Raw genomic sequence first — 13,946 nt, 5'->3', positions numbered from 1 at the left:
CAAGAAAAGAATTAAAAAAATACAAATATGAAATCGCCTCAACTAACCGGTAGAATGCTTTGCAGGTTTGTGATGGAGCGGATTGACCCAAGGTTTTGTTTTTTATTTGACTAATATGTAATTAAAAAGAACATAAAGTTGAATGTATCTCAACTGGCCCCTTGCTTTTATCAGGCAGAGAGTGCGTTTCCCTGTGAAACGGGGAATATTTCAACGACTCTCTGTTGTCGCTATCAGTGTCTTTTTCTACGCTTCGTCTAGTCCAGCTGCTCCGGCAACTGGTCTGCGGGTGAAGCCGCTAGCAGCATATGATACGCACAGTGCGGGTGCTTTTTCTGATGCGATGCTTGAAGGTCTCACACCAGCAAGTATTCGAATAGCGGGGGGCGAAGAGTGGATTGGCACGATGCAGCTTCCTGCGATGTTAGAAGGCGGCTTCATGACCTTTACCGCAACCATCAAAGACTACTTGGTTGAGGCGGAAGTGTCTTCTGATTCTCAGGACGGAGTCGATGGTAGCTGGAGCCCTTTGCCAATCACCCTTTGGCAGCAAAATGAGAATATGATCTGGCGGGCCCAGAAAGTAGAACTGCCTGTCATGGAAAGCTCGGCATGGCTTCGTCTGAGGATTACTGCGAATCCTTCCGTAAGCAAAATGGATATACGTAATTTAGAGCTGCATGCCTACGATAGGCTTGGGAGGGATGATTACTGGCTGATGATCGGGGCTTCGATCAGTAGTCAGGGCACTGATATGAGGCTGTTCAAGGAGCGGGTTCAGGAGCTGTACGGCGATACTTGGGACCCGGTTCTATTTAACCTGGGGATTAGTGGCACCTACAGTAACTCATGGTTACAAGGGTCGCCGAATCGACTAGAGCAGGCAATTGCACTTCACCCGCGGGCAAAGTATGCCTTTGTGCATCTTGGTGGTAATGACGTTAGCGCCGATCGGCCATATGTAGAGGGCTCTGAATCGAATGCGGAGATTGAGGCAAATTTGCGCCGCATCTACACGACGCTGATAGATGCTGGTATACAACCGATACCGATGCGACTTACGTTTCGTGATTATAAGGACGATCCTCCCGTGCTTGGTGGCATCAATGAAGGTAATGGATCATTGCCTTACAATCTGCAAATTGTTGATCCATTGGTTGAGGAGCTTGTGCCCAGCGCGTTTGATTCGGTGGCAAACAAGCCCATTGTCGATGCCTATGATTATTTCCTGAAAAATCAGCACACGCTTTCGGCGGATGGAATCCACTTGGGGACCGGAGGGCGGGCCGCTTGGTCTCAGGAAATCCTCGCTGGGATGGGTGCGGGGATTGTCTATGAAGGTGAAGTGCCACCTTTGCGGATTATCAAATCCCCCCGTGATGTTGCGGCATTTGTTGGGGAGCGCGTCACTTTTTCAGTGGAGTATGATGGCCTCGCCACACAAATCCGCTGGGATCATAACGGCGTTGAGCTAGTCGGGGAAGTTTCAGCTGAGTTGGTTTTGGATGCCGTTGATCTCAGTCATGCTGGAAAATATGAGGCAAGAATCTATGGTGAAGAAGGGGAGTCCTATATATCGAGTCCGGCAGCGTTGGTAATGACCAATGAGGTGCTGAGTCGGACTTGGCTGCTGGATCTGGGTTCGGCCGATTTATTGGCGTCGGTGGCTGATTCCGGTGGCCATTACTGGAATTCACTATCCCAAACGGCAGCTGGCTCTCGATTGGATGTGGTCGTCCTTAGTGATGGAACGACTCATCCGACAGCAGTTTCGGTCGAGGTAATCGATGCGTTCTCGGGGATTACTACAGCGGGCAAACAGGGCTCAATTCTCGCGCCGCAGGAAGTCACTAGTGATGCTTTTTATGTTAATGGTGGGGGCGTGGGGGCGTTGCGGATTGAAGGACTTGATCCTACCGCCATCATCGAAATGGATCTGTTTGCGTCTCGCAGTGGAGTTGGGCCGCGTATTACGCGCTACTCTGTGGGAGGTCAATCGGTTTACATCGATGTAGGTGATAACGTAGATGATTACGTGACTTTGTCCGACATCGTTGTCGATGACTTCGGTGGATTAACGCTCCTGGTCGAACCGTTGGATGCCGAGGGCGTTGAACAAGCTTATGGCTATATCGGCTTTTTAAGAATTAATGAGCAGATGCCCTATGCCAGTGATTTTGGTTTTTGGGCGGCCCGCCATGGGCTGGTTGGAGCAGATGCGGATGGCGAATCTGATCCGGATGGAGATGGCACGGCAAACATCATTGAGTTCGAGCTTGGGACAGATCCTTCTGCGCATTCGGCCGCGCCTGACATTATGCTACACCAGGATGGGGATGCGATTTATTTGATGGTCGATGTGGTTCGCAATCCAAGTGCCCATGGTTTGCTTGAAGCGCAAGTAAGTGGTGACCTGTCTGTCTGGAACCAAGGTGGACCGCACGTAACTGTCATCGAGGACTCGGCAACCAGGTATTGTGCACGAGACAATACTAAGCTCTCAGATGGCGCTCAGCGATTCATTCGGTTGTTTGTTCTCGAATGAGACCGGCATCACTCACTTTTATATTTAATATCAAATAAGATATAAAGTATATTCATATACGAAAATAATATTTAAAAGGGAAGTAATTATTTAAGTATTTTTGTCTGATTTTCTACTGCGCCGGAGCTGAGCGAAGGCGCATATCTACAACATAACCCCCAAAAATAAACTGCGATGATTATTTGTAATAAATCAATTGTGGGTGTCTTAGTATGCTTGTGTATTACCCTTCAAAGCATGACGGCAGACCTCCTCTACTATGAAGGTTTTGAGTACGGAAATGATCCGGATAAGCTAACAGCGGCATCGTCAGGAAACTGGAGTACTGCGTCTGTAGATGATGACGCACTATATCTGCCCACAGGTTTGACTTATGGCAGTCTACAAGTGAATGGCGGTTGTGCTAGCTCAACGACGAGTTGGGGAAGCGGTACGCGATCTTTGCTGGCTGATTTCAATGATATTGACCTGAGTGCGAAGTCGGAAGTTTGGGTCAGTATGTTGTTGAGGGCTCCCGGAGGAGTCAGCTCTAGCAGTGAATGTGGATTCGGGATTCGCTTGCAGCGTAACGCATGGGGCAGTGTTCAGAATTATGGAGCAGGTAAGAGCTGGAACAATGTCAGCAGCCATACATCTAAATTTCTGGGTAATATTCCCGGAGGCGAATTTTCGACGGTAGGTGCGGATGTGTTTCTGCTGGTTTATTGTTTTAAGCTAGGGAGCGCTGGAGAGCTATGGATTAATCCAGTTGTTGATGGTGTGACCGTCCCAACATCTGGCAGCGGTTTCAGTTTAAATGACAGTGCTAACACTGGACTGGTCAATATTTCTGAGGCCTATATTAGCTTTCGCGCTCATGAGCAGATGATGGATGAGCTACGTATCGGAGATAGCTTTTTAGATGTTGTTCCGCTTGGAAGTTCGTTGCCGCCCCAAGTTCCGCAATTGACCACGCTGTATATCGATTTTGGATCGAGCAGTTATCCAACCGCGGATGCTGGCTGGAATAATATCACTACTAGTGCGATCGGCGTAAATTACGATCTGATCGACTACGCGTCACATGTCGATAGTCATGTTGATCTCAGCTTCCAGAGTGGATTTGACGGAATCAATAGCAGTGGTAGCAATGCCGCAAACGGCGACTTTACTGCTGAGGCAATGAAAGACTCATTTTATGCGAATAACGGAACTCGGCCAGTGATTGAATTATCTGGCCTACATCCAGACCAATCCTACACGTTAACTTTTTCGGCCTCAAGGATGACTGGTAATGCAACGGATCCGTCGCGGACTACGCACGTTACTGCGTATGGTGAAGCAAAGACTACCGCGATATTGGATGCGGCGAATAATACATCTGTCATATCGGTTCTTTCAGGAGTGTTCCCTGACCATCTCGGTAAGATTCGTTTAGAGTTTCAGGAAGATAGGAGTTCGCGCGGCGACTGGTTTTACCTTGGTGCCCTCAAGGTTGAGTCTGATCAGTACGCTTGCATCGATTTTGGATCGACAGCCAATTTAACTACAGATTACGGGTGGACAAATTTCTCAGATGCAACGACTGGCGGTCCTGAGGTGTCGTTGGGCGATTTCTACACGGGCGTTGATACCGGTTGGACAGTGCAATTGACTGGAAGCAGTGCAGGACAACTGACTAGTGGCACAACTCCCGAAGCACCTTTGTCGCCAGATTTTGCCGACGCTGCAATCCAGGACGGATTTTGGTGGAGCAGTAGTGTGACGGCTACGTTCAAATTTAGCGGGTTTGATCCCGAAAAAGACTATTCCTTCACCTTTGTGGGAGCTAGAGCGGGGGTTTCTGATAATCGCACTGCTGTCTACACACTTGCGGGAGATACGGTTAAATCGACCACGTTAAACGCCTCCAGCAACACCAGCCGCTCTGCCACGATTCCATCGATACGGCCCAATTTATTGGGTGAGTTCTCATTGAGCATCACTGCAGATGGTGGTAATAATCAATACACCTACTTGAACGCGATGGAGATCACGACGAGCAACATCGGTTTCGCCCGTCGCCATGGAGTCGCGCCATTGTCGATAGCAGACGATCAGTATGTCGATGAAGGGCAACAGCCGGTAAAGTTCTGGGGGATGAATGTGGTTGCATTCTATCCCAGCCACGATGTCGCTGATGATTTTGCGGATCACCTGGTCGAGCTCGGTGTTAATTGTGTACGTTGGCATCATATGCTCCGCCGGAGCAACGATTGGAATTGGCAGAAAGATGGGTTGTCTGATTCTCATTCCAATCCTTTGCTGCATAGCACGATCAGTCTGGCGGCCTATGAGGGAACCGCAACTGATGGCGAGTCACGTGAGCCCAACGAAATTGCGTGGGATCGTTTTGATTACATGAATGCGAAGCTGCGTGAGCGGGGGATCAACGTTATGTTCAGCAACATATGGCTTCGCCAATACAGGCCCGATGATGTAGGTATATTATCGGTGTCCACTCAGGATGATCAGGATTGGAGGCAAGATATTGCGACCTTGAATACGCAAGGAGGCATGGATCAGCGCAAGGCTTTGGCTGTCTTTGATGAGCGGGTTGAGCTGATGAATCAGGAATTCTGCAGAGATCTTCTTGGTCGCGTAAACCCGTATACCGGACTTCGCTATGGGGACGATGATCAGGTGATTGCGTTCGAGCTCTCCAATGAATTTTCAAGTGAGTATACTTTTGTAAATCCGAACTGGTACGATGATGACGGAATGAACTACTTCCAAGCAAAGTTGCAGGCGAAGTGGGAAAGCTACGCGTTATCAGTTGGGCAAAGCAGTCCGGGGAGTATCAAGACGACTAGCTATAAGGAATTGCGATCCGATTTCTTAAATAAACTGGACGCAGATTACAGTGAGCGGATGAACGATTTTATCAATAGCTTGGGGTATGACGAGGTGCCAGTCATCTTCTCGAATTTATGGCGTGGAAATCGTCCATTTGAGCTTTTTGCCGAAGAGAATGATTACATGGAGCAGCATGCCTATGTAGATCCTAATATTTTTAGCAATGTGGAAGATTGGTTGGTTAAGGCAGGTAAAATGGCAGTGTATGGTAAGCCATACTTCATTGGCGAACTTGGCTTGCGCGAGGATCGAATTGAAATCTCTCCCAATGTGTGGGTGAGGCAATATGCGGATGTTGACGATCCTATTCGTAGCTTATTGCCGGCATCATTTATTACCTATGGCTCATTGCATGGATGGTCTGGACTTGCATGGTTTGCCTATAATCATGGCAATCATTCCGTTGAGACACGTCCCTCATACGGAAATGTTGGGGCTGCCTATGGGCCCCATGTAACTCGAGAGACGAGCGACTTCGGTGACTTGATCTGCGACGAGGTTATGCTGGATCATATGCTTACATCTGCAACTATCTTCCGCCGTGGGCTGTTTGCGCGTTCGGATGCGCCAATCACAATTACTTCGCCTGATAATGCTTGGTCTTCGAGTTATCATGGCACAGTGAATCAGTTGGAGGCTTATGCGCCGGGTTGGCAGAGTAAGCATGAAATTCGCCGTGTACTGGGGAGCGTCCCATCATCTCAGGCTGCTGAGCCTTATATGGCGGCGAGTCCAGCAGGGAATGTGCTGGTCTCGGATACGGGAGAGATTCGCAAAGACCTGACCCGCGAACAACTCACTGCAGCCGCGGATCAGGCAGAAGTATTCAGTGGTTTTTTAGATTCAAACGCTCCAGATGGCCTGCAGTGCTTGCAGATTGGAAATACGTCGGGCTTTGCTACGGTCATGCTTGTAACGGCTGATAATCTAAATCTCGACGAAAGCGAGCGCATGCTCTTGAGCCGGACCTACATCGATAGTTCTGGCGATGATCTACCTGGGCCGTCTTTGTCATTGCAAGGTGTGAAGGAGCCAACCGGGGAAAAAGTTTGGAAATTGCACAGCCGGGATGGCACACAAACACTCACTTATACAGCGGGTGAGTTGCTACTACCTGTGGGCGCTGATACCTGGCGTCGAGCGGAGTTAGTTTTGGAATAGGTTATTGGTTCAGTGAGATTTCAAACTCCTGCGATCCTCATATCATGAGGGTTGCGGGAGTTTTTATTGATATCAGCGTCGCTGTGGATAGTCGGCATATACCTTTGGATCAGCATTAAGTGCACAATCGACCAGCTAAGTTTGTGGCGTGCTGATACTAAGCCGAGGGGAGGATTGACACTGCAGCCTTCGCTATGTTTTTATAAGATACATATTTACGCAATTTCGAGGTCCATTTTTACGCATAGACAATTAAAACGCGAAAGCAATGAGCAGTTCAGATTATCAAGAGGAAGAGTTTATCCGTCAGTCAAATTTTGTTCAGTGTGATGATTCCACTCGTTATCAAGCTGCAAAATCAATGATCAGGCGAATGGTGCTGAGTGGTGAGGTGGGGCAAAGCCAGCAGCTAAAGCCCGAGCTTGAGATATGCCGCGATACGAACTTGTCCCGGACAACCGTTCGCAAAGCGATCGCGGATTTGGTTGAGGAGGGTTTGCTGGTCCGTTTTCGCGGACGAGGCACCTTTGTCAATATTGAGCGAAGCAAGTCCCAGCAGAAGCTACTCGCTTTGCTGGTTTCACACCATGAAGGGGTTTCAGGTGCGTATGATTTGATGATTCGTGGTGCTCAGGACGCTGCGGCTCGCCTCGGTTATCAGTTGATCCTCGCGAATGCCAGAAACGAAATGAGCACGGCAATGGATCAGGTAATACGCTTAAATGAGCTCCGAGTGGCGGGCACACTTGTCGTGCCGCTGCAAACTTCTGAAACTCATAAGCACACCAAGAGCATTGTGAATGCCCTTATTCAGACCGGGCAAAAAGTTGTGCTGGTCGATGATTATTCGCAAGATGGACACGTGAGTGTTTCGAGCCAGAATAAGGAGGCTATGGTGGACCTCACCAATCATTTAATCGATCAAGGATACCGACGCATTGCATTCCTAACGTGTCTTTCGACTGAAGTTGCCTGCGAGCGCGAGGCAGGCTTCCTTGAAGCGATGAAGGAACATGGCTTGGATTTACCACCGGAGTATTTCCTGACGGTTGGAAAGCGCGAGCCTGAGAAACAGGGTATTCAGGAAATTGATGTCTTTATGGCGATGCGTGAGCCGCCAGAGGCGATTATTTGCCTGCATGATATTATCGCTTTAAACGCCATGAAACGATGCAAAGAACGTGGCTGGCGCGTGCCTGAAGATGTGGCAATCGTCGGTTTTGATGATTTGCCTCAAGCGGCGGTTTCTTCTCCGCCATTGACTAGTGTGCACCAACCTTTGCGTCGTTGCGGCGCGCGCGCTGTGGAACTGATTGTGAAGCTCCTGGAAGGTGTCGAGATCGAGCACCGGAATAATCGCTTACCCTGCCACCTGGTCATTCGTGAGTCTTCAAAGAAAGCTGTGACTGTTGAGACTTAATCCGTGGTGATGACGCTCCAGCCCTTCATTTGCTGGCAGATCAAATACACCTGAGTTCGGTTTACAGGCCTTTTTTGTCGCTTACTTTATCGAGTCAGGCGGACGCTACGGATGCCAAAGGGGCGATGCCATTCCGGCGTGTCAACCGGTTCCTCAAGAAGGTTGCAATCCGTTTGCTGGGTCAGTGATGCGGCTGGCGTGAAGGCGAGCTTTGAGGCAGCACCGGCGGCGTCGTAAAGGCGCACAATAATACCTCGGCCGTCCTCGGCGGGCTTGATGGTTTCCACGACAGCATTGGGAGCGACGTTGTCGATTAGCGATGCCGTTTCGCGTGTGGCGCTGGTGTGAATCAACAGGGGCGTATTCTGCTCATAAGCAGGCCGCACGACCGACTCGACTGAAAAACCGCCATGATGAGGCAGCAGCGAGTAGGTGAAAAAGTGGAAGCCGCGGTCGCCGCGCGGGTCCGGGTGTCCACCACCTTTCATGAGGGACAGGCGAATCTTGCCGCCGCGAACCGAGAGGCCGTATTTACCATCATTGAGCAAGGCGACGCCGAAGTCCGCCTCCGACAGATCGCTCCACTTATGTTGGCTGACTTCGAAACGCGCACGGTCCTCGGAGAAGTTTGCATGGGTGCCGCGCTGCAGGTGCCCAAACTGGATTTCGTGCCGCGCCGTTGGGCTATGAATAGCGAGTGGAAACTCCGCCCCCAGGTAGCGATGCGGCTCCTCCCACTGGACCGCAGTTTCGAAGTCGACGCGTGCGGTGTGGGCGTGAAATACCATATCCTGCTCCAGCCAGGAGCGTGGTGTCAGCTGCACTTTGCGCCGCAGGCGTAGTTGCAGTGAGCCCTTGGCGGCGACCTTTATTTCGCACTTGGATACGAGAGGCGCGAGCTTGCTTTCGAGGTCGGCGTCAATGTCCCAATTGTCCCATTGTGCTGGAATGTCTTCGCCGAAGACCAGGTTGTTGAGTGGGCCTCGGTTTGGGGCGCGCAGCTCGCGTCCGCTGGCCAGGTCGATCCACGAGTCGATACACCCGGCCTCATCGAGTCGGATATTCGCGTATGGCGTTGTGACCACGGAACCGTCGAAGGTAAAAGGGCAATCGGTTTCGGCTGCCGCTTTGTTGGTATCCTGCGGTATGCGGTTGATTGGCAATACGGAGGCGCCGAGCGGTGGCAGATTGAGCCCGGCCAGGATGTGGCGACGCTCACCCCACGGCGTATCGATGGTTTGCGCAACGACGTTGGCGGGAAGAGGAAACTCGGCGGGGATCCATGCGGATTCTCTGTTCCAGCTCAAGGTATTGTGTAGGCTGATCGCGTCGGTGGCGGAGTCAGATAATTTATCCAGCAACTCGGTGCTGAAGGCGCGTGCATCGGCGACGAGAGCGCTGAGCTCCCGGATGGCGCGATCGTGAACTTCAGGGATTGAGGTGCCTGGCAGGATGTCGTGAAATTGGTTTAGGAGCAGAGTTTTCCAAAGGCGTTCGAGCCGTGCGCGATCGACATTTACGTCGGTTAATTGAGCGCGCGCGGCACAGTATTCGAGGTTGTGTAGGGCGAACTCTGCGGCGCGGTTTAGTCGCTTGATGGAGGCCTGCTGGGTGAAGACGCCGCGATGGCTCTCCACATAAAGCTCGCCGCAATAAAGGGGGGCGCGGACGGCGTGGTTTTCCAATTCCTGCATGAAGTCGGAGACGGTGGTGTATTCGCCACGCGGGCAGCCGTCGATGTCCCCCACACGGCGGGCCACCTCGAGCATGGTAAAGTCGGGCCCGCCGCCGCCGTCGCCCTTGCCGAAGGAGACAAGGCGCATCTGGTTGACGTCAGGGTGGCGCACACAGTTTTCTGTGGTGCGGAAGTCTTTGGGGCCAGAGCCAGCAAGCTTGTTGAGCAGCGTGCCGGGGTCGGGAGCGCAATGGATGTCGTTGAAGTGTGTAAATACCTTTGAGCCGTCGATACCTTCCCACCAGAAGGTGTCATAGGGGAAGCTGTTGGTCTCGTTCCAACTCAGTTTAGTGGTCAGGAAGTAGCGGATGCCGCAGCCGAGCAGGATCTGGGGAAGGGCAGCGGTGTAGCCGAAAGTGTCGGGCAGCCAGAACACATCCGACTTGTAGCCGAAATGCTCTTGGGTGAAGCCTTGACCATAAATGAATTGGCGGATGAGCGCCTCGCCGCCTGCGAGGTTTACGTCGGGCTCAACCCAGGCTCCGCCATTGGGCTCCCAGCGGCCTTCGCGCGCGCGTCGCTGGATGCCGTCGAAGATCTCAGGGTAGTGTTCGCGCATGAAGTCTGCGTGGAGTGCAGAGCTCTGAACAAAACGATATTCGGGATACTGCTCCATGAGGCGCAGTACGTTGCTATAAGTACGCGCGCATTTGCGGATGGTTTCGTCGATGGTCCACAACCAGGCAGTGTCGAGGTGTGAGTGGCCGACGAGCCCCGCCCGTGGTGCTGAATCGCCATTGCGCTTGGCCAAGACGGTTTTCAGGATTTTGGACGCCCGGCGTAGGCACTCACGCCAGACATTTTCTTCGACTGTGTCGGGTTCTTCCCAGATTGTGGCGAAGACTTCGCTCAGTGCGGCGAGGAGCTCGCCCTTGCGAAAATTGCGCTCCGGCAGGCCTTCCTCCAGCGTACGTGCCAAGTGGAGATCAATCACGAAGTCCATGACCTGTTCGTCACGGCGGAGTAGGTTGATCGTTTTATATTCGCGGGTGAATGGCGGGCGGTAGGCGTCCTGAGTTTCCGGCGTGTCGCCGGGATGCACGCCCACGATTTCATGACCGGCGTAGGACTCCACAGCGATCTCGAAGGTCTCTCCAGCGCGCGCGGATGTGGTCAGCAGCAGCGCGACGTGGTCGCCGCGCTGATGCTTGTAATCGGCATGGTTGAAGATGCCTGCAGGTTTGCCGTTGATCCAGAACATGGCTTCGCAGCCGCCGGTGTCGGCTGCGATGAAGAGGGGCTCATGGTAATCCTGGTCTGCGGTCCAGGAAGCGAGAAACCAGGCGCTGCTACCCGAGCTGCCCCACTTGAGGCCGCTATCGGCGTGTTGCCAGTTGGAATTTTTGGCCGGGACCGCGCGCCAGTGCTCGCTGGTTTCTAAATACTCGGAATTGAGCACCGATTGAGGAAGAAAGATGCGAGCGCGGTAATTTGCTTCGATGCGCGCCAGTTTGGCCAAAGTCTTTGGAGAGGTGATCACGATAAATTATTGGAACGGTTGAGACGTCTGCACTACGTCCAGCATGGGTGATTATCTTTAAGAAAGTGGTAAGACTGTAAAATGTTTTTTTTAGAAACAATTGGTCCGCGCCATTTCCCGACCTGAGTCGTTTCAGTGCTTGATCCTAACTTTTCCAATATTGAAGAAGGCGCAGGTAGGTAGTCCGGTAGGTTGCTGACTTACAGAGATTTATGATTCACTGTCTGAAATGCCGATCATCTACGAGATACTGGTTGTAATTTCGCGTGGATTTAACCCCCACAATCATAGTCTTCCTTCTGATGCTTATAGCCCGTCGCGATACGGGTAACGCAACCTCTAGGTTGAGACACTGCCTGAAAGTAGTGCTATTGTTTTTCCATCAATCTGAACTACCCCGGGCATTGATCGCCTCAATGATCTCCCGCCCAGTAAAAAGAAAGTGCCAGTGGGAATTGAAACCAAAAATGTCTACGTTGCTGGAATCGGTGGCTTCGCTGAGAAGCATCATGAAGTGCTCCTTCAGTTAGAGAATGAAGGCTTGTTGAAGGTCCGCGCCGTTTGTGATCCAGAGATCGAGAGTTTAACTGAGCTCTGTGAAGCTTTTCGATTCGCAGAGCGAGGGGTCGCGCTTTATGCAGACTTCGATCAGCTGCTGGCCGCGCATGCTAATGAATTCAAGCAAAACGATTGGGCGTCAATTGCTGCGCCATTCATCGTTCATGCGAAGATGCATCAGCAATGTATTGATGCCGGGCTGGCTTGTTATTTGGAAAAACCGCCGACGCTGGACCCGCTTGAGTTGGATGCCATGGTCAAGTATGATCTGCACGCGAAGCTGTTCACCGCAGTCGGTTTTAATCACATCGGTCAAACCGAACGGCTTGAGCTGAAGCAGCGAATCCTTGCCGGTGAATTCGGTGCGCTGAATCAAGCGCGCTTTGTTGGCGCATGGCGCAGGTCATGCGGCTATTTTCACCGTAATGCCTGGGCAGGGCGTCTGCTTCTTGGCGAACAATTAGTACTGGATTCCTGCTTTGGAAATGGAATGGCGCACCACTTGCACAACTTATTATTCTTTTGTGGCACTGGTGGGCTCTATTCTTGGGCAAAATGCGTGTCCTTGGAATCAGAGTTATATTCGGTGCAACCGATCGAAGGGCCTGATACGGTATTTGCTCAAGGGCTTTTAGAAAGCGGTGTGGTTGTGCGTATCGCGGTAACCAATGTCTGCAAAGAAATTGAATACACTTCGGAAGAACTATACTTTGATCACGCGCAAATTCACATTGCTCCGAATGACCACATAAAGATTACATGGAATGACGGTCGTAAGGAGAAAATTCCGCTAACATCTGATCGGCTGTTGGAGCAAAACATCCGTAACTTTCTAGCCTACCTGGATGGTGAATTCGAACGCCCGCCGACTACGCTTGAGGATTGCCAGGCGTTTGTTCAGCTCAATGCACTGACATACTTGGCGAGCCAGGGTATTTGCCGACTTGAACCGACCGATTATGCCTTTGTCCCAGAGACAAAAGACAAGAAATCCGTTCGCTATATTCATGGCATCTTGGATTGCCAACGACACTTTGCAGACAGCGGAAATTTTCCATCTAGCCAAGGCGTCTCGTGGGGAAAGAAAGGGGGATATGCGACGGTGGAACAATTAGAGAATCTGCATTCCCATGTTCAGTTAATCCAATCGCCTAAGGTTGCTTGCGTAAAGTCATCATGAAAAATTTAACTCTTACTTTATTTCTAGTCATCCTGTTTGGCCCAGCGATGAGCATCGCAGAAACAGACATCGTCGTGAAGCGCAACATTGCTTACTTGGGCGATGATCGCAGCGAAAAGCTGGACGTCTATTTGCCGCCGGATTCCTTCGAGCGACCGCGCCCAGCGGTGGTCGTCATCCATGGCGGAGCCTGGCGCATGGGCGACAAAAATGATCGCCGCGAACAAGCCTTTGGCAACGGGCTGGCCGAAGAGGGCTACGTGGTCTTCTCGATCAACTACAAGCTCAACGTTTTTCACCGCGACGAGAACGGTAAGTGGCTTGGCCAAACGGTCGCTTGGCCGCAGAACCTCTACGACTGCAAAACAGCCGTGCGCTACATCCGCGCGCATGCGGAGGATTACGGCGTCGATCCGAATCGCATCGCGGTGATGGGCGGGTCTGCCGGAGGACATTTGGCATTGCTGACCGGAAGCACGGTAAACGTGGAACGTTTCAACCAGGATGGACTTTACCTGGATCAGAGCAACGACGTCAGCTGCATCGTGAATTTTTATGGCACGGCGTGGGTGAACAATCCGCATCGGGCACCCAAGTTCGAGGGCGGCATCCCTGGCTTGCCCGAGGGGGAAAACGCGAAGCTCGCATCGCCCGCCACATGGCTAGGTGACGACACGCCGCCGATCCTCATCGTGCATGGCGATAGCGATCCATCTGTTTCAGTGAAGTTCTCGCGCAAGCTGGTCCCCATCCTACAGGAAAAGGGCATCGAGCACACCTACATTGAAATACCGGAAGCCAAGCACTCATTTGGTTGGACTGCCGCCGGGACTGATGTGAAGCCCGCTGTTCTGGCATTTCTCAAAGCGCATTTATAAACCTCGTATAGCCTTCGGAACAAACCCCCCAAAGCTTTCCCCGTGACTGGCAGCTATTAGCCGCCGTTACGTTTCCCCAACAATCCCAAACCTACACCCCCATCAACCAATGAAG

The 13,946-nt window shown here is 51.7% G+C and carries 6 protein-coding genes; 5 read left to right on the top strand and 1 reads right to left on the bottom strand.

Annotated features, from left to right (window positions below; genetic code table 11):
- Window positions 1–142: 142 nt before the first annotated feature.
- From O3S85_RS19090 to O3S85_RS19080, 3 genes are all read left to right on the top strand, one after another.
- Entirely contained in the window at window positions 143–2,545 is a 2,403-nt protein-coding gene (locus O3S85_RS19090; RefSeq protein ID WP_269542600.1) for a GDSL-type esterase/lipase family protein, read from the top strand.
- Window positions 2,546–2,782: 237 nt separating this feature from the next.
- Window positions 2,783–6,580, top strand: a complete 3,798-nt coding sequence (locus O3S85_RS19085) for a hypothetical protein (protein ID WP_269542598.1) — start codon at window positions 2,783–2,785, stop codon at window positions 6,578–6,580.
- 268 nt (window positions 6,581–6,848) lie between these two features.
- The gene (locus O3S85_RS19080; RefSeq protein ID WP_269542595.1) at window positions 6,849–8,000 is read left to right on the top strand and encodes a GntR family transcriptional regulator; all 1,152 of its coding nucleotides are present in this window, start codon (window positions 6,849–6,851) and stop codon (window positions 7,998–8,000) included.
- An 86-nt stretch (window positions 8,001–8,086) separates the two neighbouring features.
- Here the strand turns inward: O3S85_RS19080 and O3S85_RS19075 are convergent, their stop codons facing one another.
- Window positions 8,087–11,215, bottom strand: coding sequence for an alpha-mannosidase (locus O3S85_RS19075; RefSeq protein ID WP_269542593.1), 3,129 nt, complete (start codon window positions 11,213–11,215; stop codon window positions 8,087–8,089).
- Window positions 11,216–11,663: 448 nt separating this feature from the next.
- Here O3S85_RS19075 and O3S85_RS19070 point away from each other — a divergent pair, with 448 nt between their 5' ends.
- Window positions 11,664–12,953: a Gfo/Idh/MocA family protein gene (locus tag O3S85_RS19070; protein WP_269542590.1), complete on the top strand. Its 1,290-nt coding sequence runs from the start codon at window positions 11,664–11,666 to the stop codon at window positions 12,951–12,953.
- Entirely contained in the window at window positions 12,950–13,831 is an 882-nt protein-coding gene (locus tag O3S85_RS19065; protein ID WP_269542587.1) for an alpha/beta hydrolase, read from the top strand. Before O3S85_RS19070 ends, O3S85_RS19065 begins: the two co-directional genes overlap by 4 nt.
- Window positions 13,832–13,946 lie beyond the last annotated feature (115 nt).

This window comes from Cerasicoccus sp. TK19100, assembly GCF_027257155.1.
In the GTDB taxonomy this organism is placed as follows: Bacteria; Verrucomicrobiota; Verrucomicrobiia; order Opitutales; family Cerasicoccaceae; genus Cerasicoccus; species Cerasicoccus fimbriatus.
Note: the sequence above shows the minus strand (reverse complement) of the source record. Positions and strands in the feature narration are given on the sequence as shown.

Coding starts and splice junctions, on each gene's coding strand:
- O3S85_RS19090 (WP_269542600.1), top strand. CDS start 143: ATGTATCTCAACTGGCCCCTTGCTTTTATCAGGCAGAGAGTGCGTTTC.
- O3S85_RS19085 (WP_269542598.1), top strand. CDS start 2,783: ATGACGGCAGACCTCCTCTACTATGAAGGTTTTGAGTACGGAAATGAT.
- O3S85_RS19080 (WP_269542595.1), top strand. CDS start 6,849: ATGAGCAGTTCAGATTATCAAGAGGAAGAGTTTATCCGTCAGTCAAAT.
- O3S85_RS19065 (WP_269542587.1), top strand. CDS start 12,950: ATGAAAAATTTAACTCTTACTTTATTTCTAGTCATCCTGTTTGGCCCA.